This is a genomic window from Mesorhizobium sp. WSM4836 (assembly GCF_055811815.1).
The window spans coordinates 1-22822 of sequence record NZ_JBVVQF010000031.1 but is presented as its reverse complement, the minus strand read 5'-3'; the positions used below and the strand labels follow the sequence as shown (position 1 = coordinate 22822).

17 protein-coding genes and 4 pseudogenes are annotated in these 22822 nt (G+C 58.3%); 9 read left to right on the top strand and 12 right to left on the bottom strand.

All coding sequences use genetic code 11. The features are described 5' to 3' along the window. Positions 1–93 precede the first annotated feature (93 nt). The 4 genes from AC0L2P_RS28145 to AC0L2P_RS28130 are packed head-to-tail and all read right to left on the bottom strand — an operon-like array spanning position 94 to position 4540. Positions 94–1431 carry an NAD(P)/FAD-dependent oxidoreductase gene (locus AC0L2P_RS28145; protein ID WP_473505994.1) on the bottom strand — a complete coding sequence of 446 codons (1338 nt, stop codon included), beginning with the start codon at positions 1429–1431 and terminating at the stop codon, positions 94–96. Further along, positions 1431–2318 (bottom strand): dihydrodipicolinate synthase family protein, encoded by an 888-nt coding sequence (locus AC0L2P_RS28140; protein WP_473505992.1) that lies wholly within the window; start codon positions 2316–2318, stop codon positions 1431–1433. Before AC0L2P_RS28140 ends, AC0L2P_RS28145 begins: the two co-directional genes overlap by 1 nt. 1 nt (position 2319) lies before the next feature. Further along, the gene (locus AC0L2P_RS28135; protein ID WP_473505990.1) at positions 2320–3807 is read right to left on the bottom strand and encodes an aldehyde dehydrogenase; all 1488 of its coding nucleotides are present in this window, start codon (positions 3805–3807) and stop codon (positions 2320–2322) included. 28 nt (positions 3808–3835) lie between these two features. Then, positions 3836–4540 (bottom strand): GntR family transcriptional regulator, encoded by a 705-nt coding sequence (locus tag AC0L2P_RS28130; protein ID WP_473505988.1) that lies wholly within the window; start codon positions 4538–4540, stop codon positions 3836–3838. Positions 4541–4767: 227 nt separating this feature from the next. Between AC0L2P_RS28130 and AC0L2P_RS28125 the strand changes: the two genes are divergently transcribed. The 7 genes from AC0L2P_RS28125 (at position 4768) to AC0L2P_RS28095 (ending at position 13417) form a co-directional block, all read left to right on the top strand. Further along, positions 4768–5679: a GlxA family transcriptional regulator gene (locus AC0L2P_RS28125; RefSeq protein ID WP_473506052.1), complete on the top strand. Its 912-nt coding sequence runs from the start codon at positions 4768–4770 to the stop codon at positions 5677–5679. A gap of 348 nt (positions 5680–6027) precedes the next feature. Continuing rightward, positions 6028–7032 carry a LysR substrate-binding domain-containing protein gene (locus tag AC0L2P_RS28120; protein ID WP_473505987.1) on the top strand — a complete coding sequence of 335 codons (1005 nt, stop codon included), beginning with the start codon at positions 6028–6030 and terminating at the stop codon, positions 7030–7032. A 298-nt stretch (positions 7033–7330) separates the two neighbouring features. After that, on the top strand, positions 7331–8335 hold the full coding sequence (locus AC0L2P_RS28115) for an ABC transporter permease (protein ID WP_473505985.1): 1005 nt from the start codon (positions 7331–7333) through the stop codon (positions 8333–8335). Then, positions 8332–9363, top strand: coding sequence for a glycine betaine/L-proline ABC transporter substrate-binding protein ProX (gene proX / locus AC0L2P_RS28110; protein ID WP_473505983.1), 1032 nt, complete (start codon positions 8332–8334; stop codon positions 9361–9363). The genes AC0L2P_RS28115 and proX overlap by 4 nt, the downstream gene beginning before the upstream one ends. A 77-nt stretch (positions 9364–9440) precedes the next feature. Further along, complete coding sequence (locus tag AC0L2P_RS28105) at positions 9441–10493, top strand: quaternary amine ABC transporter ATP-binding protein (RefSeq protein WP_473506050.1); 1053 nt, start codon at positions 9441–9443, stop codon at positions 10491–10493. A gap of 108 nt (positions 10494–10601) precedes the next feature. After that, on the top strand, positions 10602–12122 hold the full coding sequence (locus AC0L2P_RS28100; RefSeq protein WP_473505981.1) for a trimethylamine methyltransferase family protein: 1521 nt from the start codon (positions 10602–10604) through the stop codon (positions 12120–12122). Positions 12123–12361: 239 nt separating this feature from the next. Then, positions 12362–13417: a GlxA family transcriptional regulator gene (locus AC0L2P_RS28095; protein WP_473505979.1), complete on the top strand. Its 1056-nt coding sequence runs from the start codon at positions 12362–12364 to the stop codon at positions 13415–13417. Between the two features lie 657 nt (positions 13418–14074). Here AC0L2P_RS28095 and AC0L2P_RS28090 read toward each other — a convergent pair. Continuing rightward, positions 14075–15087, bottom strand: a pseudogene (locus AC0L2P_RS28090) (IS110 family RNA-guided transposase). Positions 15088–15262: 175 nt separating this feature from the next. On the opposite strand from AC0L2P_RS28090, the pseudogene AC0L2P_RS28085 reads away from it, so the two are divergent. Next, positions 15263–16371 (top strand): annotated as a pseudogene (locus AC0L2P_RS28085) (IS110 family RNA-guided transposase). A 279-nt stretch (positions 16372–16650) separates the two neighbouring features. On the opposite strand, the pseudogene AC0L2P_RS28080 reads toward AC0L2P_RS28085, so the two are convergent. Next, positions 16651–16794: pseudogene (locus AC0L2P_RS28080) on the bottom strand (transposase domain-containing protein); the annotation flags it as partial. Positions 16795–16908: 114 nt separating this feature from the next. Further along, positions 16909–17905: pseudogene (locus AC0L2P_RS28075) on the bottom strand (tyrosine-type recombinase/integrase). Positions 17906–18046: 141 nt separating this feature from the next. Between AC0L2P_RS28075 and AC0L2P_RS28070 the strand changes: the two are divergent. Beyond that, complete coding sequence (locus AC0L2P_RS28070; RefSeq protein WP_473505977.1) at positions 18047–18205, top strand: hypothetical protein; 159 nt, start codon at positions 18047–18049, stop codon at positions 18203–18205. Positions 18206–18225: 20 nt separating this feature from the next. Here AC0L2P_RS28070 and AC0L2P_RS28065 read toward each other — a convergent pair whose 3' ends face one another. The 5 genes from AC0L2P_RS28065 to AC0L2P_RS28045 all read right to left on the bottom strand — a co-directional run bounded on the left by AC0L2P_RS28065 (position 18226) and on the right by AC0L2P_RS28045 (position 22441). Then, on the bottom strand, positions 18226–18870 hold the full coding sequence (locus AC0L2P_RS28065; RefSeq protein ID WP_473505975.1) for a tyrosine-type recombinase/integrase: 645 nt from the start codon (positions 18868–18870) through the stop codon (positions 18226–18228). Beyond that, the gene (locus AC0L2P_RS28060) at positions 18867–19826 is read right to left on the bottom strand and encodes a site-specific integrase (protein ID WP_473505973.1); all 960 of its coding nucleotides are present in this window, start codon (positions 19824–19826) and stop codon (positions 18867–18869) included. The genes AC0L2P_RS28065 and AC0L2P_RS28060 overlap by 4 nt, the downstream gene beginning before the upstream one ends. A gap of 516 nt (positions 19827–20342) precedes the next feature. Continuing rightward, positions 20343–20483, bottom strand: coding sequence for a hypothetical protein (locus AC0L2P_RS28055; RefSeq protein ID WP_473505971.1), 141 nt, complete (start codon positions 20481–20483; stop codon positions 20343–20345). 374 nt (positions 20484–20857) lie between these two features. Further along, positions 20858–21670 (bottom strand): SDR family NAD(P)-dependent oxidoreductase, encoded by an 813-nt coding sequence (locus tag AC0L2P_RS28050; protein WP_473505969.1) that lies wholly within the window; start codon positions 21668–21670, stop codon positions 20858–20860. Positions 21671–21679: 9 nt separating this feature from the next. Continuing rightward, positions 21680–22441, bottom strand: a complete 762-nt coding sequence (locus AC0L2P_RS28045; RefSeq protein ID WP_473505967.1) for an SDR family NAD(P)-dependent oxidoreductase — start codon at positions 22439–22441, stop codon at positions 21680–21682. Between the last annotated feature and the right edge of the window lie 381 nt (positions 22442–22822).

The following is a 22822-nucleotide window of genomic DNA, read 5'->3' as shown; positions in this document are numbered from 1 at the left end:
GTGTTCGTTTCGATCGCTTACAGCACGCCGGCTGCTCTTCCCGTTGAAATACGGCCCCAGTCTTTGGATCCCGAAGCGAACTGCTGAGGAACCCTATTCGCGTCCCGCGCGCCATTCTCTGAATGCGAGGTTGAGGCGTGCACCCACGTTCCTGAACGGTCGCGGAGGCAATGCCTGGGGCCTCTCAAACAAGCGAAATATTTCGCCGAGCTGGGAGCGATGCCCCACCACGAGTTCCGCGGTTGCGATGCCCGCGGCAGTGGCCTTAGTTGCCCCTATGCCGTTGCACGCGCATGCCGCGAAGATGCGATCTTCCACTTGGCCAAACAGTGGCACGGAATTCCAAGTAAGCGCCATTGCGCCAGCCCAACGATACTGCATCTTCAAGTGGTGATGATCGGGGAAGCGATCCGCGAACTTACGGTCATGGAGATCGCTCGCACTCTTGATTGAGCCGATTTCAACTTCGATCTTAGGGTTATAGGTGTAGCGCGACCGGATGAGGATTCGGTCGCCGTCGGCGCAGTTAATACGTCGCACGGTCGTGCCCATCGGCGCCGCCGGCGTCGCTCCCCATTTCCGCGATCCAGCAAGCGTGGAGGGATCGAACGGTTGGGTCAGCGAGGCGTAAGTGAAGACATGGAGAAGTTCACCTCTCCCGAACCCGAAGCTCTCCGCATGGCCGTTTGTCGCCAGGATCACCTGGGCGGCCCAGACCTCGCCTTTGGGTGTCTTCACCGCGCAACCGTTCGGCGAGGTTGCGATGGACAGGGCGGGCGTTCGCTCGAATATTTTGACGGGCTCTTGAAACAGATCTGCAATCGCCCTCACCAGCGCGGCTGGTTGGACCATGACCGCACCCGGCGTAAAAAGTCCCGACTTGAAAGATCGCGTGCCCGTGACTTCCTCGACCTCTTCGGCATCAAGAAGCTGGTGCGGTTCGCCCAATGAATTGAGCTTGGACGAGTACGTCGCAAGGTGCTGCGTGCCAGAGTCGGTCATGGCCACGCTGTATTTGCCACTACGATCGAACACGTCCTTGTCCCAGCCATTTTCCTCCGCCAATCGGGCGTAATGTTGAATAGCCGTCCGCGCGACCGCTATCTCGTTGCGGCTCTTGGTGACAGCGTCCATCCCGAAATTGCCTGACGAAATGTCGTGAGGCAGATCAATTAGAAATCCGGAGTTCCGGCCACTGGCCCCATTCCCGACCACGTCGGCATCGAGAAGGGCGACGGAAAGTCTTGGGTCGAGATCGGCCAGTCTCACAGCGGCGCCCAACCCGGCGAAGCCTGCACCAATGATGACGACATCGGCAGTGATGGCCCGTTCGAGCTCAGGCCTTGGCGCCCTCGGAGGAAGCATTGCCGTCCAGCCGGATTCCACGCCATGGGCGGGAAGGCGACGCGCACGAAAGGTCTTGCTGGTCATCATACCGCTTCTTGTGCGACCAGTGCGCCAAGCGCCATTCGAAGCGCCGCGATGCGGTCGGGCGTAAGGGGACGGAACGGCTTTCTCGCGTTGCCGCAGCCATATCCAGTGAGTTCGGCGGCCGCATACACACTTGGGACATAGTCGCCGTCCCAAAGAAGGGACATAATTGGCTCCAGTTGCCGCCAGAGCGACTGTACGCTGTCCCATTTCTTTTCCCGGGCGGCCCTGACGATCGCCACGCAGGTGCGTGGCGCAATGTTCGCGCCGCCCCAGATCAGACCAGAGCAACCCGCAAAAAGGGAGAACGGGACGAGCGGATCGGCCCCGTTGATAACATCCAAACCGGTGCGGATTAGCCTGACCTGCCCGATCAAGTCTCCACTGCTGTCCTTGACTGCAAGGAATTCGGGCAATTCGCAGAGTCTGCGGAGCAAGTCCGGCGTTATGCGTACACCGACGGCTTGGGGCACATTGTATCCAATGATAGGCAACCCGACCTTAGCAACTTCAGCGTAAAAGTCGAAGACGCTATTGTCGTCCGACGGACCTTCGAAGAAGGGCGGGAGGACCATGACACCGTCCGCACCGGAGTTCTTTGCGAACTGCGTTCGCTCGACGACGTCGGCCGTGAGCAATGCCGAGGCCTGGGCAATCACCTTGGCCCGCCCGGCGACGATACGCGCACCGCGTTCTATGAGGGACTTTGATTCATCGGGCGTCAGATAGACATGCATGCCTGTTCCCGAGCTGAAAACGAAACCATCGACACCCGCAGCCAGATGCCGCTCGATCAATTCCTGGAAACGATCGAAATCGATACGTCCGTCTGAGTTGAACGGGGCCGTGATCGCGAGATTAAGACCGGCGAACGCAAATGACGACATTTCAGAAGCCCTCGTTTGAGTTGCTCAAATCGATCCAAAGGGTCTTGGTCTGGCAATACTGATCGTGCGCATGGAGGGACTTGTCCCGGCCGCCGAAGCCCGATTGCTTGTAGCCGCCAAACGGGGTGGCAGCGTCGCCCTCGCCGTAACAGTTCACGGTCACGGTGCCCGCCTTGATCGCCCGTGCGGCCCGAAGCGCCTTCGTCCCGTCTGCGGTGAAAACCGAGGCCGCCAGGCCATATTCTGTCTGGTTGGCGAGTGAGACCGCCTCCGCGAGAGAATTCACCCCAATCACGGAAACTATCGGGCCGAAAATCTCCTCCCGCACGTGCTTGCTGTTGTGATGGTCGAATTCAATGATCGTGGGCTCGATCGTGGTCCCGTTGAACACCCTTCCGCCTGCCACCACCCTGCCATCGCCTCGAAGATAGGCGCTAACCTTCTCGAAATGCGTGGCAGAGATCAGCGGACCGATGCGGGTCTCTGGATCAAGCGGGTCGCCCACGGTCCAGGTGTTGGCCACTTCCGTCAGTTTTTCGAGGAGACGGTCCTTCACGTCGTTGTGGACGAAAACTCGCGAGATGGCCGAGCAGTTCTGCCCCATGTTCCAGAACGCGCCGTTGCCAATGTGGGAGGCCACGGCGCCAAGATCGGGAACATCGTCCATCACGATGCAAGGGTTCTTACCACCCATCTCAAGAACCACTTCTTTCAAATTGCTTTCCGAAGAGTACTTCAGGAAGCGGCGGCCGGTGTCGGTAGAGCCCGTGAACGAAACGGCGTCGACGTCAGGGTGGCGGCCGATCGGCTCGCCAACCTCGGGACCGTCACCGGTCAGGACGTTGAATACGCCAGCTGGCAGCCCGGCATCGAGAGCGAGCTCTGCGATCCGCAATGTGGTGAGCGAAGTCTCTTCAGCGGGCTTGACGACGATCGTGCACCCCGCCGCAAGAGCAGGGCCAATCTTCCACGCGAGCATGAGAAGAGGGAAGTTCCACGGAAGGACGAGGCCGACGACGCCGATCGGCTCGCGCACGATGAGCCCGAGAGAAGCATCGTTCGCAGGTGAAACCTGATCGTATATCTTGTCGACAGCTTCGGCATGCCACTTGAGGCTGTTGATAGCCTCGGGCACATCAATGTTGATGCAGTCGCTAATGGTTTTGCCGCTGTCCAAGCTCTCCATCAGCGCCAGCTCAAGCGAGTTTTCCTCGATGATGGCAGCTAATTTGAGAAGCACCTGCTTCCGGTTGGCCGGGGTCAGCTTCGACCACCGCCCGTCCTCAAACGCATGCCGGGCGGCAGCGACGGCCCTGTCGACATCGGCCGCCGAAGCCGCCGGAAGCTCCGCCAGAACCTCCCCCGTTGCCGGGTTAAGGGTTGGAAATGTTTTGCCCGACAGGGCGGCAACCCACCTCCCATCCACGATCATCTTGCTCGGCAGCTTGAGTGATCTCGCCTGCGTCGTGTAGTCGCCTTTATTGAGCATTCTGTTCTCCCTCGTTCCGCGACAATGATTATCGTTCGAGTTCGCCTTGCATGCCGCTCGGCACGGCGTACAGCGCCACATCGCTTCGGAAGACTTCGAGATGGGCGCGCACCACGTCGCCCGCCCGCTCTGGATCACGAGCTTCGATGGCCTGGATCATCTGATCGTGTTGCCGAGCAGCGGTTTCCTGGCCCTTTTGTATCCGCGGATCGCCGTTTTGGCGGTAAAAGATCTTCCCGATCCGTGCGTGGTCGATGAGAAGCTTCTTGAGACTGGGAAGCAGATACTGGTTGTGCGCCATCTTCCCGATGTTCAGATGGAACTGGTGATTGAAGATCACCCTGTTCTCGACGTGTCCATCAGCAATGGCCTGCCGGAACTTCTGCTGAGTCTGCTTGAGAATTTCGAGGTCCCCAGCGTTGTGGTTGATGGCCGCGAGCTTTGTCGTTCCGACGTAAATCATCGGAGCGACGATCAGGAAATCCCGAAGCGTCCGGTAGGACATTAGGGATACGCGCGCGGCGCGGTTGGCCTCAAGATCGACGTAGCCCTCGCCCGCCATCTGCCTCATGAGTTCGCGGACAGGCGGACGGGAAAGGCCGAATTCCTCACTGAGAGCGACCTCGTCGAGAACCGCCCCCGGCTCGAGCTGCATCGTCAAAATACGATGCACCAATGTGTCAGCAAGAATGCCTTTTCGGTCCGTCGGGGCGGCGGGCTCATTCACGGTCATAACTGCTCCTAATGCCAGAGATAGACATATTGTAGACAAAGATCATGAGTCAAGATAGGTGAATAATAATTGCGGCGCCGTGACAGGGTACGGCAGCTCCCACAGCGTTCCATCAAGGGAGGGCAAGAGCGGTGTTTCATTCGTCACCACGGCACAGGCAGGCACGGTCGGTTCGGCTGAAGGTCGGGTTCATCCTGGCCCGCTCCTTCACGTTGACTGCCTTCGCAATGTTTATTGACACACTGAGACTCGCCAGCGATGAATTCGACAGGTCAGGTCGGATCAATGCGGACTGGGAGGTGCTGTCGAACACCCGGCATCTCGTTACGTCGAGCTGCGGCGTCCAGGTCTCGCCGACGTCTTTATTCCTCGACCCGATGGAATTTGACTACATTGTCGTCGTAGGGGGCCGATTGACCGACGGTCAGGCGGTCGACAACGAAACCCTGAGGTATCTTCGGGATGCCGCGTCCGACGGGGCGCGATTGATCGGAATTTGCACCGGAACTTTTATTTTGGCTGAGGCAGGCCTTATGGGCGCCCACGAAACCTGCGTCAGCTGGCTTCACTACGCCGACTTCCGGGAGCGATTTCCTGATTTACAGGTTCGGGCGGACAGAATTTATAACTTGGATATGACGCGGGGATCATGCGCGGGCGGCAGCAGCACTGCCGACCTCGCAGCAGAATTGGTACGACGGCACATTGGGAACGCGGCCGAGCGAAACGCGCTTGAAGTGCTGCAGATCGACAAGGTTCGGACCGCGGAGTGGGTGCAACCGCGTCGCCCATTGACAATCGAGACGCAGGATCCGAGGCTCCGCGCTGCGCTAATTCTGATGGAGCAGAACACAGAGAACACTTTGTCAGTTCCCCGCCTGGCCGCAGGGTTGGGAATTTCCCGACGGCAACTCGAGCGGCTGTTTTTCAAGGAGGTGAACAGTTCTCCTGCGCTCGTCTACCGGCGCGTGCGGCTGGAGCGCGCCAAGCAACTTCTCAGGAAAAGCGACACTCCTTTGATTGAGGTCGCTATTGGAGCCGGTTTCGAAAACGCCTCTCACTTCGCGAGGGTCTTCCGGAGGGCTTACGGTCAATCACCCACGGTCTGGAGGCGTTCGGAGTTTACTTCGCACAGTTGAGCTTTGAAGCATATTGTCCCACTCGGGCCGATACGCTTGAAATAACACTGTGATGGATAGCCGCTTTCCCGTCCGCCTCCTTGGTCCAGTCATCGCGGCGATTGCGGGTGCGGCGGGTGTTGGGGCGTCAGCACCGCGCATTCGGTTCTCAGCAAGAGAGACAGGGTCGGGGCCTTCGCAGGCTGTCCACCAGTGTTGGGCACTGACAAATAGCGTGGCGCGCTCATTTTTTGGCTTTGCTCGTTCACGAGGCGAATTTTTTCCTAGATGCGGGAGCGCGTGGTTGAACATACGGTTCGGGTGCGCACACGGGCTTTACTTCTTCTCTGGCTGGAGTAACGATAACTCATGTCAAATTATCGACGGCTTCCCTTAAGCGCGCTGCGCGCATTTGAAGCTGCCGCACGGCACTTGAGCTTTACCAAGGCTGCCAATGAGCTTTCGGTCACTCAGGCGGCAGTGAGCCGCCATATTTTGACCTTGGAGGACCACCTCGACACTCAGCTTTTCAACCGCGGAAACCAGAAGGTGTCATTGTCTCCCGCCGGCGAGGAGTTGTTTGAAGCTGCGACCCTCAGTCTGGCGCATATTGCAGCGGCTTTTGACAGTGTGAAGAGACGGGAAAAAGCCCGACGGTTGACGGTCGGCATGCCGATGTCGTTCGCAACGCTTTTTATGAGCCATCGGATTGGAGATTTCGTTGCGAAAAACCCAAACGTCGACCTGCACTTGGTCTCCCTCGAACGCAGCCCGGCGCCGGCGACGGATGGGTTTGATGTGTCGGTGGTCATGGGGTATCTGGCGCGCCCGGGATTCACAGCCACCGAGCTCTTCGGCGAGGAAGTATTTCCGGTTTGCAGTAAATCGTATCTGCCCCACTCGCCGCGTAGTCTTACTCCGGAGGATCTGGTAAACGAGGTACTCTTGGTTATGGACGATCAGCATTGGTCCGCCTACCCTTGGTCACCTTTCGACTGGGTACACTGGCTTGGCCACTTCGGAGTCTCGTCCGACTTCAAACGCGTCATTACGTTCAATAATTACCCTACGATGATGCAGTCGGTGATTAGAGGCTATGGCATCGGGCTGGGCTGGCGTCATTTGGTAAGCGATTACCTTAATGAAGGCACCTTGATAAGGCCTCTAGGTGAAAGTTATCTCACTGGCAGGAAACATCACTTGGTAATTCCGGATACCGCAATTGAGCGAGACGATGTACAGCTATTCCGCAATTGGTTGATGACACAGGTCGCAGATCTCAATCCGGTCCCGCCAGTTGCGGAGAACATCAAGGCAGCACTAGTTGCACACAGCGATACATCAGCTGCCCATCCCGGTCCGCCACTCGCCTGATAACATTTAGTCCTGCTGTACATGACTTTTTATACGGTTGTTTTGCGGCCCCCGCGCCGCTAGCGTTTCGAGATCGATCAGAGGCGACAGCTCCTCAAGCCGTACTGAAATCCCCGTCAGAGGGGAGAGTCTAATTCCGCAAAGCAGAATTCTTGGGTGATGTATGCGGGCAGCTGACCTATGACAAGGCGGCGACAGCTGACTTATGACACTCGTCTGGACTGGACTGACATTCCGCACCGCGGCGCTTCGAGTTCGAGGGTGCGCTCAATTAGGGTCCTGACTGAAAGGAAGCTTTGTGAAGCTCGAAGACGTTTTAGACCCCTTCAAAAGCTGGCACATACCGTTTGGTGATTGGGTTGATTTTGGGTTGGGGTGGATTGTACAACAATACCGCCCGTTGTTTCAGAGCTTGAAATGGCCAGTCGACCAGCTCCTGAAGGCATTTGATCTCGCGCTGAATGGCATCCCACCGGTCGTTATAATTTTATGCTTCGGATTGATAGCTTGGCAGATCGCCGGGTGGCGACTGGCGGCTCAAGTAGCTGGTCTGCTGGTGATTATCGGTTTTCTTGGCATTTGGGGTGAAACGATGACAACGCTGTCTCTCGTTTTCACCGCCGTTCTTTTCTGCACGGTTGTTGGTATTCCGATGGGAGTGATTGCCGCTCGAAGTGCCAGGGCGGCTGCCATCTGCCGGCCAATCCTTGACACGATGCAGACCATTCCATCGTTCGTCTATCTTGTTCCCGTGGTCATGTTGTTCGGTATTGGCAACGTACCTGGCGTTATTGTGACAATTATCTTTGCGATTCCGCCCATCATCAGGCTGACAACGTTGGGCATTCACCAGGTGTCTGAAGAAGTGGTTGAGGCCATGCGGGCCTTCGGAGCTACGAACAGCCAGATCTTGTTCAAGGCTCAGCTGCCGCTGGCTCTTCCGAGCATAGTGGCTGGGATAAACCAAACGTTGATGATGTCATTGTCCATGGTTGTTGTTGCTTCCATGATCGCCGTTGGAGGTCTCGGCCAAATGGTATTGCGGGGCATCGGCCGTCTAGACATCGGTCAGGCTGCAACGGGCGGAATTGGCATTGTTTTTCTCGCAATCATTCTGGATCGCCTGACACAATCTGCGTTTTCTCAGCGCCAACGCTACGCCGATACGGCTTGGTACAAGCGGGGTCCCGCTGCGCTCTTCACGGGTGTCGTCAAGACCTTCCAAGCCTCTCCTGCCGGGCGTGGAGGATTGGAAAGTGGCGGCAACAGATTTCTGGCTAACAAAGAACGGGAGCAATTATGACCTATCGGTGTAAAATAGAATGGCGTTCTAGGCGGTTTGTCGCTGCTGTCACGGTGCTTAGCACTTTAGCCCTGTCTCCTGGATATGGGTCAGCGGAGGACCTTCCGGGAAAAGGCGTGACCGTTCGACCCCTCTATGACGGCATTGCCGAAGAGGTATTCGAAGCCTATGTCGTGAAGATAGGGCTCGAGGATCTCGGCTATGCGGTTGAAGAGCCTGCTCAAGCGCAGATCCCCCTCGCCCATTTAGCGGTGGGAACGGGTGATGCGGATTACTACACGCCGCACTGGTATCCATTGCATATTGCTTTTGCTGAGAAGGCTGGTGGTGATGCCAAGGCTCGTCGCGTCGGCACGCTCGCAAAGAACTCAATCCAGGGATACTCCATCGACAAGGCCACAGCCGCCAAGTATGGCATTAGGTCGATCGATCAGTTGAAGGATCCGAAGATCGCCACACTGTTCGATGTCGATGGAGACGGTAAAGCCGACCTTTATGGGTGTGAAGCTGGCTGGGGATGCGAACGCATCATTGAACACAACCTTGATGCATACGGCCTTAGGGGCACCGTCACCCATAAGCAGGGTGAGTATTTCGTTCTGATTGCTGACGTGATCGCGCGAATAGAGTCTGGCAAACCCACTTTGTACTATGGGTGGACCCCAACCTGGATAAACGGAATTCTTCGCCACGGCAAAGAGGTTTCGTGGCTGACCGTCCCGTTCACGGCATTGCCCGACGAACAGGCTGGTGCAGTCACGACGGTTGCAGGTATTGGAAACCTTGGATTTTCGGTGAACACTCATCACGTGTTCGCTAACACGGCCTTCCTTGAGAAAAACCACGTCGCAAAAAAGTGGTTCGAGCAAGTACAGATCCCAGTTGAAGATATCGACGCGGAGAATCTTCTTATTCATAACGGTGAAAAGTCCAACGATGCCATTCTCGGTCATGCTGAGGCCTGGAAGGAGGCCCACCTCGATCAGTGGAATACGTGGATAGCCCAAGCAAAGCAGGCAGCCAAGTAAGCTGGACTGCCGGAAAGCATGCTCGCCCGGTAAGCTTTGCGCTGCCGGGCAACGCCTCTCAACCTTGGAGCTTACCTTTGGAAGCGCACGCCATTGAGTTCAAGGATGTTTGGAAGGTTTTCGGGACGAGTTCGAAGTTCGACCTTGCCAGTATCCAACGTGCTGATCTTTCGAAGGCCGCACTCCTCGATAAACATGGCTGCGTGATAGCAGTCGCCGGCGTATCCTTTGCAGTTCCAGCCGGGGAAATCTTCTGTGTCATGGGACTGTCCGGGAGCGGAAAGTCAACACTGGTCCGACATGTGAATCGTTTGATCAAACCCAGCGCCGGCCAGATCATTGTTGGCGGCGAAGACATCAATCTGAAGTCTGAAAGCGAGATGCGCCAACTCCGCGCCCGATCAATGGGTATGGTTTTTCAAAATGTGGCGCTTCTCCCTCACCGCACGGTCCGTGATAATGTGGCCTTGAGTTTGGAGCTACGAAAAGTCAGCGCCCGACAACGGTATGAGATTGCCGAGGAAAAGCTGGAGCTAGTGCAGCTGGCGGGCTGGGGAGACCGTTACCCGGACGAGCTGTCCGGAGGAATGAAGCAAAGAATTGGACTTGCCCGGGCCCTAGCGGCTGATCCTGCCATATTGCTGATGGATGAGCCATTTTCGGCACTTGATCCGCTCATCCGACGAGAGTTGCAAGACCAATTCAGTGAGCTATCGACGAAGTTGGGCAAGACAACACTTTTCATCACACATGACTTGGACGAAGCAGTGCGCTTGGGACACCAAATCGGTGTCATGAAAGACGGCAGGATGCTTCAAATCGGGTCGGCGGAGGACATCCTTGGGAATCCGCAGGATCCGTACGTTGAAAGATTTGTCCAGGGAAGCAGCCGGCTGAAGCTCTTGAAAGCCAAGTCGGTAATATTGCCCCTCCGCGAATATATGAGCGTTGGTGGGAGCGTCGCCCTGGTCGACGCGCCACGAGTCAAGCCGGATGTCGCCATCAAAGAACTGCTCGACTTGTCAAATCGCCACGACCATAGGCCACTGGTCGTCAGCGATGAAGCGGGCGTTGACATAGGTATTATCACTGCCTCATCTCTTTTGCGCGGAATACAAGGCAGGCTTTAGATAATCAAAATATCGCACATAACCTGACTTCATAAACTCCATGACTTTTTGTTGTTAGATACATGACAATTTTTGTCGTATCTTCTGACATCAATCAGGGTTTATATCATGTCTGCAAGATCAGGAGGCCGAGACGCTCGGCAGAAGCTGCGATCTGATAGGTCGGTAACGTTTATGCCACCAATGGATCGTGGCCTGCCGTATATGGATTTGTTGAGTGAAGATGAATTGATTCGGCTGCACGATAACTCTATGCAAATTCTGGAAGAAATTGGCATCGAATTTCGTGATGACGAGGCGATTGCGCTTTGGCGATCAGCCGGCGCTGAGATAGCCGGTCAGCGGGTTAGAATCGACAGGAACCTGCTGATGGAGCTGGTGGCGAAGGCTCCAGAGTACATCACAATTCATGCTCGAAACCCCTCCAGGACAGTCACTATCGGCGGCCGAAAGACAATCTTTACGCCTGCTTACGGTTCGCCGAACGTACTTGATCTGGAGGGGAAGCGGCGGAACGCGACAATTGCGGACTTCGTGAATTTTGCGAAGCTCGCCTATCAGGCCCCCGCAATGCATATGACGGGCGGCGTTCTTTGTGAGCCCATGGACATTGCGGTCCCGAAGCGCCACCTGCACATGAATTACAGTTTGATACGGTACTCCGATAAGCCATTCATGGGAGCGGTGACCTCGCGCGAGAGGGCAGAAGACACGATCGCAATGGCTAAAATTGTCTTCGGGGACGAATTTATTCACAACAACACAGTGATGGTATCGATTGCCAACTGTAATTCGCCACTTGTCTGGGATGCGACGATGCTGGATGCGGTCAAGGTTTACGCCGCGAGTAATCAGGCCATCCTTTTCACCCCATTTGTCCTTGCCGGAGCCAGCACCCCAGCGAGTACATTGGCCGCCGTTGCGCAGCTTAATGCCGAAGCACTGGCTGGCATTGCCTTCGCGGAGCTCGTTCGGCCCGGCGCACCCGCTATTTATGGGCAGTGGTTGGCGACCGTTTCAATGAAAAGCGGCGCGCCAATGGCGGGAACACCTGAGATTTGCCACATGAACATGCTGGTGGGTCAACTCGCCAGACACTACAAACTTCCTTGGCGCTGCAGTGGTATGTGCACAAGCTCAAAGCTCGTCGATGCCCAAGCAGGCTATGAAGCAGCGCGTAATATGTACGGGGTACTTATTGCCGGGGCGAACTTCGTCCTTTCATCAACCGGGTACCTAGAAGCAGCTCTGACCCAGAGCTATAGCAAGTTCATGCTCGATGCTGAGCAGATGGTAATGTTTCATAAATTTGGTCAGGGCCTGGTGAAGAGCGAGCTGGATGAAACGGTCGACGCGATTCGGCAAAGTGAACCGGGGAGCCATTATCTGGGAACCGAACATACTCTGAAGAATTTCGAAAAGGCGTTCTTCGTGCCCGATTTGATGAACCACGATAGCTATGAGCAATGGAACTTTGCTGGCGCCAAGGACGCCGACACGCGGGGACGCGATGCAGCTGAACGCGCCCTGAGGGAATATCAAGCACCGCCGCTCGACGAAGCAATCGACGAGGAGCTTCTTGACTTTATGAAACGTAGGGAACTCGCAATCGGTGAAGCTGTCCTTTAGGGGCAGGAAAATACCAAGGGCTGTGTGGAGGAGCGGCATCCACAGAGCCAGCGTCGAAGTGGAGAACTGGACGGCACTCTCGCTTAGATCGCGTCGGCCAAGCTCTATGCAGGCCGGATAGATCTGCCTGTTGCTTCGCCACGACCACTCGCCCAGCTATAGCCGAAATCGCCTCAGGCTTTTCCGGCTTCGACAACAGCTCGGTCAGCAGCCCTTGCGAAATGTACGGACGAATCTTGATGAACGCACCTCCCAATATCAATGCGATGAAGTCATTGACCACGTCGGACGATCTGGCAAAGGGCGGCCGACCAATAGAGCTGGCCGTTCTGGTATTGCCAGGGTTTTCGCACCTGGCGCTTCACGCCTTCATCGAACCGTTCTGCATCGCCAATGCAGTAGCCAAGCAGACTGTGTTCCGGTGGCGGATCGCGGGAACCGACGCTCGATCTATCGAGGGCGCGAGCGGCCTTTCAGTTGCGGTTGACGTAACGATAGACGAACTGAATACCTGTCTAGGCAGCCGGGGGCTACATCATCTCGCAATCATCGCGGGCGAGCCGGTGGGCCGGCGGCTGACGCCACAATTTTATAATTTCTTGCGCACGATCGCGCGCCGCGGGATTCGAATTTCAGCTGTTGGAACAGCGACATGGCTGCTCGCGCAGACCGGTCTTCTGGCAGGCACTCGCTGCACAATTCACTGGTCGCGGCTGGCTGCCTTCTCGGAAGTGTTCACCCAGCCGCAGATCCGCGACGCTCTCTTTGTCAAGGATGGGCAGTTCTCAACGTGCGCGGGGGAACTAGCAGCCTTCGACCTAGCGGTCGATCTAATCGCCAGCCATGTCGGCGGGTTTACCGCACAGGAGGTTTGCCGCTACGCGACCGTCGACGGTCAGCGCTCAGGTTCCAACCGGCAGACTGGGCCATCGGGTCTCGCCTTTGCGGGTGTAAGCGATAAGCTGCTGATGGCTATGAGGCTCATGGAGGAAAATATTGAGTACCCCCTGACCATGAGCGAGGTCGCGCAACGGGCCGGCGTGTCACGGCGCCAACTGGAACGCTTGTTTGCAGCACACGTGCACATGCCGCCGGTACGCCACTACCTCCGGATCCGTGTCGCGCATGCCAAACGCCTGATTGAAGGCACAAGCATGCCCATTATCGATATTGCAGTGGCCTGCGGATTTTTGTCGCCTTCACACTTCGCAAAGTGCTTCAGAACTTTCAACGGCCTCTCGCCGCAGCAGTGTCGTGCAACGACGCCGGCATGGGTCGGACCCGGCCTCGGCTAGACAACACGAAACCGCAGGATCGCTGCGATCCAGTTCGCCTAGCTTTTAGTGGACGTGCCCAGCCGACCAAGAAGGGCCAGCCTCCCCGCGGTCCACCGTACGCATCGGTGAACACCGCAGACGTGCGTATCTGGTGGCCATGAGCACCTGAGCACCGCGGTGCTGGGTCAAGGTTTCGATGGGGAGACGCGATGATATTGTTCGAGGAGGAGTTTGACCTCCTCGAAGCCCTCAATTGGTGAAGGGCAAGATCCCGCCGTTATCGTTGGCGCCGTACACCCAAATCACGGCGTACTCGGGCTCGAGACCGAGGGTCAGTTCCTAGATGAGCGCTTCGCTGACGCCGAGGTCCCTGGCGACACGTTCGACGGTGTAAAGATCGTTGTGATGCGACCGGCACTGCAACCCTCGCGAACTCACCTCATTCACCGTCCCGCGAAGCACGCTCTTTCCACCGGCTGGTGGAACCTTATGGGGTGATCCTTGTCACGCTCGCTCTGCGATCATGTTTCGTCTCGGTGTTCGACCGTCCCGACCTGGTTTCGGTTCGGCCGGCGCGCGCAGTGGCCGGTCAAGGGTGGCCGAAGGTCAGCGCGCCGCGACTTGCCTTGACGGGCCCCTGCACGCGCCAGCAGGCTGCAATGGTCGGGCGCACGATCAGGCGGCCTTCGGCATGATGTCTTGTCGCGTCCAACGAAACTCTGTGCCGTCGCGCCACATGCGATGCATGATCACCGCCAGTCGGCGAGCCAATGCGACAATGGCATTCTGTCGGCCGCGCCGCCTGGCAACATTCATCGCCCACGCCCCTCAGCCACGACCATTTCGTCACGCGCGTTAGCAGTGTCTGCGCGGCTTCGTAAAGCAGTGTTCGCATCATGCCGTCGCCGCAGCGGGATATCCGGCCGATGCGGCGGCTTTCGCCCGACTCATGGAGCACCGGCGTCAGCCCCAAGATCGGTCCGGAATGTCGATGGTCGCCGAATGGGCCAGCGCCACCACCGGACCGACGCCCGGTATAGTCGTCAGCCGCCGGCAGACCGCATCATCGCGGACGATGGCCAGAAGTTTGCGGTGAAGCGCGGCAAACGTCTCGCGCAGCTTGCTGCGCGCCTCGAGCAGCGGTTCGACGATTTCGGCCAGATCGGGCATGCTTTCGGTGAGCTCGCGGATGCGGGGCTCGAACTTGACGGCGACGACTATCCCAACCTTGAGACCGAAGTTGCGCAACAGCCCGCGGATGTCGTTTTCGATGGCGATTGCCTTATCCGGCAAAGGTTGCGCGCCATCAGCAGGGCCCGGCGCTTTTGGCTCGTCAGCGTCTTGACATGGACCGGGCGAAACAGGTTGGCCCGCATCATCTGGGCAATACCTCGGGCGTCAATGCGGTCGGATTTGTTCGATTGCGCCTCCAGGAAGGCCTTAGTGTGGCGGGTTTCGATGCACACCACCGGCAGGCCGGCTTCGGCCAGGCCGCTGAACAGCCATTGCGACAATGGCCCGGCTTCAAGCCCGATCCGCTCGAAGGTCCAGGCAGCATCCGAGAGCACCCGCACAAGATACTCGGGATGGCTCTCCACTTTCATCTCCCGGCAGATCTTGCCGGTTTCGTCGACGATGCAAATCGCGGTCTCTTTTACCGCGACGTCCAACCCGACATAATGTTTCATACTGCGCTTCTCCTTCGATGCTTGCGGCTGCGGGTATGCAGACCACGTCTAACCATCAGCTCGAAGGGCAGCACCTTCAACCTATCCACCATGCATTGTCGCCCGAAGATAAGGCTCAAGCTGAATACCCCATCTCGGGCGGGCCGAGCCGATCCTCATCACAGGAGGACGAGCCGTGGCAGATTATAGGGAAGCATTTGTCGGAATCGATGTTGCGAAGCTGAAGAACGCCATTGCGATTGCGGAGGCAGGCCGGGAAGGAGAGGTTCGGTTTTTATGTGAGGTCGACGCGTCGGCGACCAGCATGCGGCGGGTCATAGGCCGGATCGCCAGCCGCTTTGATTACGTGCATTTCTGTTATGAGGCTGGGCCGACCGGGTACGGCCTTTATCGCCTGATCCGGTCGCTCGGGCACGAGTGCACCGTGGTTGCACCATCATTGATACCGAGGAAGCCCGGCGATCGGGTGAAGACGAACCGTCGAGACGCCATTTCCCTTCCCCGGCTATTGCGCGCGGCGAGCTGACCTCGATGTGGGTTCCCGATAAAGGGCACGAGTCCATACGGGATCTTGTTCGCGCGCGGGCGGCCGCGGTCGAGACGCTGCGGGTCCATCGCCAGCAGGTGGGCGCTTTCATGCTCAAGCATGGTCGTGCCTATCCGCGCACGAAGAACTGGACCATGCGCTACCTGCGTTGGTTGCAGGAGCAGCGGTTCGATTATCCTGCACATCAGATCGCGCTCCAGGAGATGGTCGAAGCGGTGCGCGTCTCAAAAGAGCGTGTGGAACGGCTTGAGCGCGTGATCGAAGAGTTCATCCCGAACTGGTCGCTGGCGCCGATCGTGCGAGCGCTCCAGACATTGCGTGGGGTCGATCTGATCGTCGCCGTGACGTTCGCTACCGAGGTCGGCGACGTAAGCCGTTTTGAGAGCCCTCGCCAGCTTATGGGCTATCTCGGCCTCGTTCCCGGCGAGCGATCGACTGGAGAGGCAATCAGGCGTGGCGGCATCACCAAGGCAGGTAATGGCCGCGTTCGCCACCTGCTGGTCGAGAGCGCCTGGACGTATCGACATCCTCCCCGGATCGGCAAGGCGAAGCTGTACCGGTTGGAGCAGGCACCGCCGAAAGTCCGTGAGATCGCATGGAAGGCTCAGGCCCGCCTGACGACCCGCTATCGAAAGTTGGTCGCGCGGGGCAAGCGAACGACGGTGGTCTGCACGGCGATCGCCCGCGAACTGGTCGGCTTCATGTGGGCCGTCGCCAGGGAGGCACGCCTTACCTGATCGCTCGCCGCGGCAGTGTACACCTCGCGCATGGGCGGAGGCGGGACCACGGCAGGGGAATGCCCGTCACACGCTTTGTGGCCGGACAAGGCAGTAAGATAGGAACAGCCCCGGACGCACAATCGGGAATGCGGTAGCCAACCCGCGCATCAGAGCTTGATCACCGACGTCCTTCAGTTCCGCCTCCTCCCATACGCGATCATCAGCACGACAGCCGCTCCCCGGATCGGATGATTTTGTGCGCCCACAGCGTTGACAGCGGACATCAGAGCGGTGTTCTCAGGCCACGGCCTTGAGCTCGAGCTTGTTGATGTAGACCCAAGGCAGGAGATCGTCGATCTGGCTGTTGGGGTGGCCGTTGACGATCCTGGTGAGGACATCGGCGAGATAGCCCAGCGGCCCAACGCCGTTGACCTTGCAGGTTTATGCCGACTGGCGAACTATGCCGAGCGCCTCGTCCGATCATGGCGGTATGAAGCGCTTTGCCAGCCATTTCGACCAAGAACCTGTCGTTGACACTCGGCATAGTTCTCATGCTCAAAGGGCGTTCAGGAACTCAAGAAGCCGGTCGTTTGGTCGAAATCGTTCGGCCTTTGCGTGTTCGTATGGCTTCAGCTTGGCAAGTGCGGATTCCTTCAGCTCAAGATGTGCGTGAAGATAGGTCAGCGTCGTTTCCATCGCCTCATGGCCCAGCCATAGGGCGATGACCGAACAATCGACGCCCGCCTGCAGCAGCTCCATGGCAGCGCTGTGCCTCAAAACATGGGGCGACACCCGCTTCGAGCGGAGGGGGACGCAGTGTTCGCGAGCCTTGGCGAAATATTTGTTCAGCAGCGCCTGCACGCCGTCGGCGCTCAGCTTGCCGCCGTGCGTGTTCGGAAGAGAGCCGTTGCGGCCCGCTTCCTGGGCTCGTTGAGCAAGCCCCGAAGAGCTTGCTGTGCAACCTTGGTGAGCGGCGTACTTCGATCCTTGCGGCCCTTGCCAAGGCATCGCACGTGGGCACCGTGCCCCAGCATCACCGAGTCCCGGTCGAGATCGATGATCTCCGAGACCCGCAACCCCGTTTGCGCGGCCAGCAACAGCAGAGTGTAATCACGCCGCCCGGCCATGTGCTGCGATCCGGACAGGCTAGGATCGCTTCAATCTCGGGCCTGGTGAGAAACTGAAGCTGTCGCTTGTCGCATCGCTTGCTCGGGATCGCGAGCACGCGTTGAATCTGGGCGCTATGGGTCGGCTCCTCGAACGATGCATATCTGAAGAAAGACCGAATGGCCGTGCGGAGGTTCCGGGTTCTCACCGAGGCGGATCGCAGGGTCTCGAGGTCCTCCAGGAATGCGCCGATGAAAGGCGTGTCCAAATCCCGAAGTGTCAACTGCGACGGAGACCTGCCAAGGCGTGTCTGCGCGAATGTAAACAGGAGCCGGAAGGTGTCGCGATAGGAGGCGATGGTGTTGGAGCTTACGCCTCGATGTCGCATGAGCCGATCGGTGAACCATCGCTCGATCAGCACGGCCAGATCGTTCGAGGCACTCATGAGCGAACCTCCCACCGCTCATCCAGCAGTCGCGCGGCATGGGTCATTAGCTCCGGCGCGGCGGATACCTACCAGTAGGGCGCGCCCCTAGAGTACAGGCGGTGCTCGCCGCTGCGATGGATCGGTATCGCGAACATTGGCGTGGCCGAGAAAGGTCGAGAGGACCGGCAGTTCCCGCTCGACATCTTCGCCCGCACGATACCAGTTGGTCAGGGCCTGGACGGCGAAACGGTGACGAAGATCGTGAATCCGCGGACCATTGCGCTGCCCCCGCTGCCGCAGACCGATCTGTCGCGATAGCTGCCAGAACACCCGGTGCACTATTGGTGCAGCAATCTGCCGCCCTGTTCGGCGACAAAGAAATAGGGGCTACGAGGCGCGACGAGATGCGCGTCGCGTCGCGCGGCATAGTCCGACAGCACCGCGACCGTCGTGGCATGGAGCGGGACCAGCCGCGACTTGCCGAACTTCGTCTCCCGAATGGTGAGGATACCTTGGTCGAGATCGACGTCGTCTCGGCGCAGGTCGAGCGCTTCGGAATGGCGTAGCCCGGCGACCGCTATCAATCCGAACAGACAATGATATGTCCAGCGACGGAGTGCGTTGGCGGGCGGCAGCGACAGTGCCGTCGCCAGAAGCGCCGTGATCTCAGCATCGGTATAAATGTAGGGCTTTGCCCGCCGCGCCGGCGGCACAGCGTCTTGAGGTGGCACTTCCGTCATGGGGTCGAAATGAGCGAGGTGCTGAGCGAAGCAGCGCACATCGGTTAGGCGGATGGACCAACTCGGTTGTCGGCCGATCAACGTCACCCACTTCATTGCCAACGCCGTGGTGACGGTCTCGGCGCCGCGAGCCTCCATGAAGGTGACGAAATCCGACAATCGTCGAGCGGGGCCATGATACTTGTATCCCAATCCCAGGCGCATGCCCACATAGCGCCGGAGCGCTGTTCGAAGACGGCTCATTGGACACCTCCCGGCCAGGGCAGGCTCAGTTCGCGCAGCTTCTCGATGTCGAGCTTGGCATAGATCCTCGTGCTGTCGATGCTCCGGTGACGAAGCAACTGGCCGATCTCGGCAAAGCTGGCCCCCGAACGCAGCAGGTCGGTCGCAAGGCTGTGGCGGAAGAGGTGCGCGCCGTGGTGCGCATAGCCGTGAATACCCGCCCGCTCGAGGGCCTCCTTCGCGATCATCGTGATGGCGCAGCCTGAGGCAAAGCCGACGTGCGGAGCAAGCATTCGCAGAAATAACCGGCGACACGGTGAAGCCGGTCGCCCATGCCGGATGTAGGCGACGATAGCCGCACCGACGTCGTGGCGTAGCGGCATCATCGCTTGGCGCCGCCCCTTGCCATGGACGAGGACACTGCCCGACTGCCAATCGATATCGTCAAGACTGAGCGCGGCAACCTCGCTGGCGCGCAAGCCCAGCTTGGCCAGCGCCATCAAAACCGCATAGTCGCGAAGTCCCATTGCCGTGGTCCGATCGCAGGCATCGAGAACCACCTGAACCTTCTGTGGTGGCAGGAAGGTTGGTAGGCCAGCAAGCCGCCAGCGACGGATCGACGGCACACAATCGGCCAACCCCACCGAAATGAAGCCCTTCAGATGCAAATAGCGCAGGAAGGCACGCACCACCCCGCACATCGCCTTGCCGCTGTCGGCGGAGCCATCGAGTGCATGTCGCTCGACATAACAGATGACGATCTCCCGGGTGAGCGCTGCAAACCCATCTGCGCCAGCCGGACAGACCTCCTGTAGAAATCGGCGCGAGAGCAGCTTGTGACTTTCTACCGTCGAGGCGGCGAGCCCTCTCTCATTCGTGAGGTAAGCCGCGAACACATCAACAATCTGCTCGTGCTCCGTGCGCTCAATCGGAAGGGCGGTTGGTATCAAACCTTCTTGCCGTAACGCGGCAAGCAAGCGCCGGAGCGTCGATCGGTCGCCCGAATCGATGCTCCAGTGTTTGGAACGGTGCTCCAGAAACCGCTCGACATGAGCTTCGCCTTAAATCCTGGAGATCGTGCCCGTTGCCGAGATGCCAGTCTCTCAGCTCACGAAATAGGCTTAGCGATCGCCAGGTGCATTGCCGACCGAAGCCTTCGTCCGACAATCTGCCCGCATAAACGCGTGCAAACTCGCCATATGGCCCTGGATCAGCTTCCGATACAAGAGTGCTGCGTTGCAGATAGTCACTTGCGTTCATGTGTCCTCTCCTTCGCGTCAATTGCGACGGAGAGAGCCTAAGCTATGCCGATCCAGCTACCGCTACGTTGAGGAAAGTGCTGGTAAAAACTTGCTAACTCGGCATAGTTCGCCGGTCGGCATAAACATGCAAGCTCAATGGCGTCGAGCCTCACAAACTACCCACCCTCGCTGACGTGATCGCCCGGATAATCGCCGGCAACAAAGCCAGATCGACGATCTGCTAGCTTGGGCCTACAGACCTATACCGCTCAAGGCGTCCGTCGCGGGCAAGGCCGCCTCGGCAAAGCCGGTCATCACCAGTGCGGCGCGGCCGCCATGGCCCTCGACCAGCGCATTGGGCGCAGAGTCGTCGACATCGGGACAGTTTGACATCGGTCGGATCGGTACCGGCGCTCTGCAAAACCGCGTCGACGGCGCCGGCCATACCAACGGCGAGTTCATGCCTCGTCGTGCGCTTTGGCCTTGGCCAGGACCTTGCCCTTGCTGCCCCTGCTTGGGGCACTCGGTCTCAGACCACAGCACGGCATCAGTGTACGTGCCGACAGTGTCGATGCCGAGGAACAGCGGCTTAGCCTTGGTCTTGGTCCTCACGACCGATAGCCATTCGGCTGGGATCCGTCGGTCTCACGTCTCAGTTCGGGCGCAACAAATTCGCAGTTTTCCATAACGCAATGGTGGCCATCGATAAGTCCCTCAGCGAGCCGGACGACCGACCGTAGCCTTTTCCAACATGCACCCGCTCACCGCTATGCTTGCGCTTTTGTCAGCTTGGCCCGATACTCTTCATCCAAGATGGCGGGCAAAGAAATTTTCCTGGTGCGCGCACCGTCGACGGAGATCATTTCGCCGCTCACAAAACTGGAATCGTCACTGGCCAACCACAGAACTGCGTTGGCTATCTCTTTTGGAGCACCGATTCTGCCCACCGGGTGAAGCTGTCCCAATTCCCGCTCAATCAAGTTTCGATCGGGGTGCATCTCCACGTAGGCACGATTTAGATCGGTGTCGATCCAGCCCGGGCAGACGGTGTTGCAACGTATGCCATCAGGCCCGAGATCCACGGACAGCCCGAGCGTCAATCCATGAACGCCGGCCTTCGAGGCCGCGTAGGCGGTATGCCATGGGTTGACAATAAACCCTTCGACCGAGCCGATGTTGACGATAGTGCCTGCCCCCTGCCGCCTCATTTCAGGGACCACATACTTTGCCATCAGAAAGGGCCCACGGACGTTGACCGCCATGAGCCGATCCCACTCTTCGGCTGTCTGTTCATCAATGGACTTGTGCATGACCAGGCCCGCATTGTTAACCAGAATGTCGATCCTCCCGCATCTCTGCAGGACGTCATCGACGAACTTGCGGATCGAAACCTCCTTCGTGACGTCGAGAGGAAGGGACGTAATCCCACCTGCGCCACAGGACCCGGAACCACGGTCGTCTCGCACATCGCCGACGATAACGATGGCGCCTTCGTCAGCAAGCGTCTCCGCGATCGCACGCCCGATGCCCTGGTTGCCGCCGGTAACGATTGCCACCTTGCCTGATACTCGATTACCCAAAACGTCCTCCTATCCTGCCGTGAAACCGCCATCTATCGGAATAGCCACCCCCGTAATGTGCCTGGCGGCCTCGCTCGCGAGGAACACCGTCAAGCTCGCAATTTCCTTGGCAGTCGCCACGCGACCCTGGGGTATGGAGTCGACATTTCTCTGCAAGATTTCTGCGGCGGTAACCGGCTTGTTGTGGGCCGAGATCAGCATCGGTGTATCAACCGCCCCGGGGCAGACAGCGTTGATGGTGATTTGCTCTTTGGCGTGATCAAGAGCCATTGCCTGCGTCATCAGAACGACGGCCCCTTTGGACGCACAGTAGGCGACCAGCCCAGGGCAGCCGACCAAACCTACATTCGAGGCAATGTTAACGATGGAACCGCCGCCGGTCGTCCTCATGGATTTCACCGCAGAGCGGCTGAAATAGAACACCCCGTTCACATTCGCGTCGAACGTCTGGCGCCAGTCCTCATCCGTAGTTTCGATCGCATTTCCACGCCGAATGATGCCGGCACTATTGACCAAGACGTCGACTTTCCCGAACTTCTCGACTGTGGATGTAATCACCTGGTCGGCAAAGGCGGGGTCTGCGACATCGCCCAACATCAATTGTGCCGTGCAAACCGATTCTTTAATGGCTTCCAGGGCCTGCTGACCCCGGTCACGATCGCGACCGACCAGCACCAGCGTCGCCCCTGCAGTCGCAAACGCTTCTGAAACGGCCCCGCCTATACCCGATGTTGCACCTGTAACGATAACAATCTTTTGGAAATGTGTCATACAGCAGCTGTCCAGTGAAAATGTATTGGGCCTAACGGCAGTGCCGTCGGCAGAGCTCGTGAGCTAGGGCGGCATACTGGTACTTCGCAAGCATCCAAATAGTCATGAGACACACAACCTGAAGTCATACGCTCGACCGAGCGGGCGGTCATGACTCCTGGTTATTCTGGGCGGCAGTAATACTCATTTGAATGGAGGTCCGCTTCTGCTTATAGCTCGCAATCGTGGCGTTATCGGGGCCGCGCGTGCTGCTTGGCGCTTCGATCGGTGACGCCGGCCCTCATAAACGACGACCAACCCCAACGAAGGAACGCGTTATGCCGGTTATCCATGTCGAGACATTCAAAGCAGACGACGATAAGAAAGCTGAAATTGCGGCCG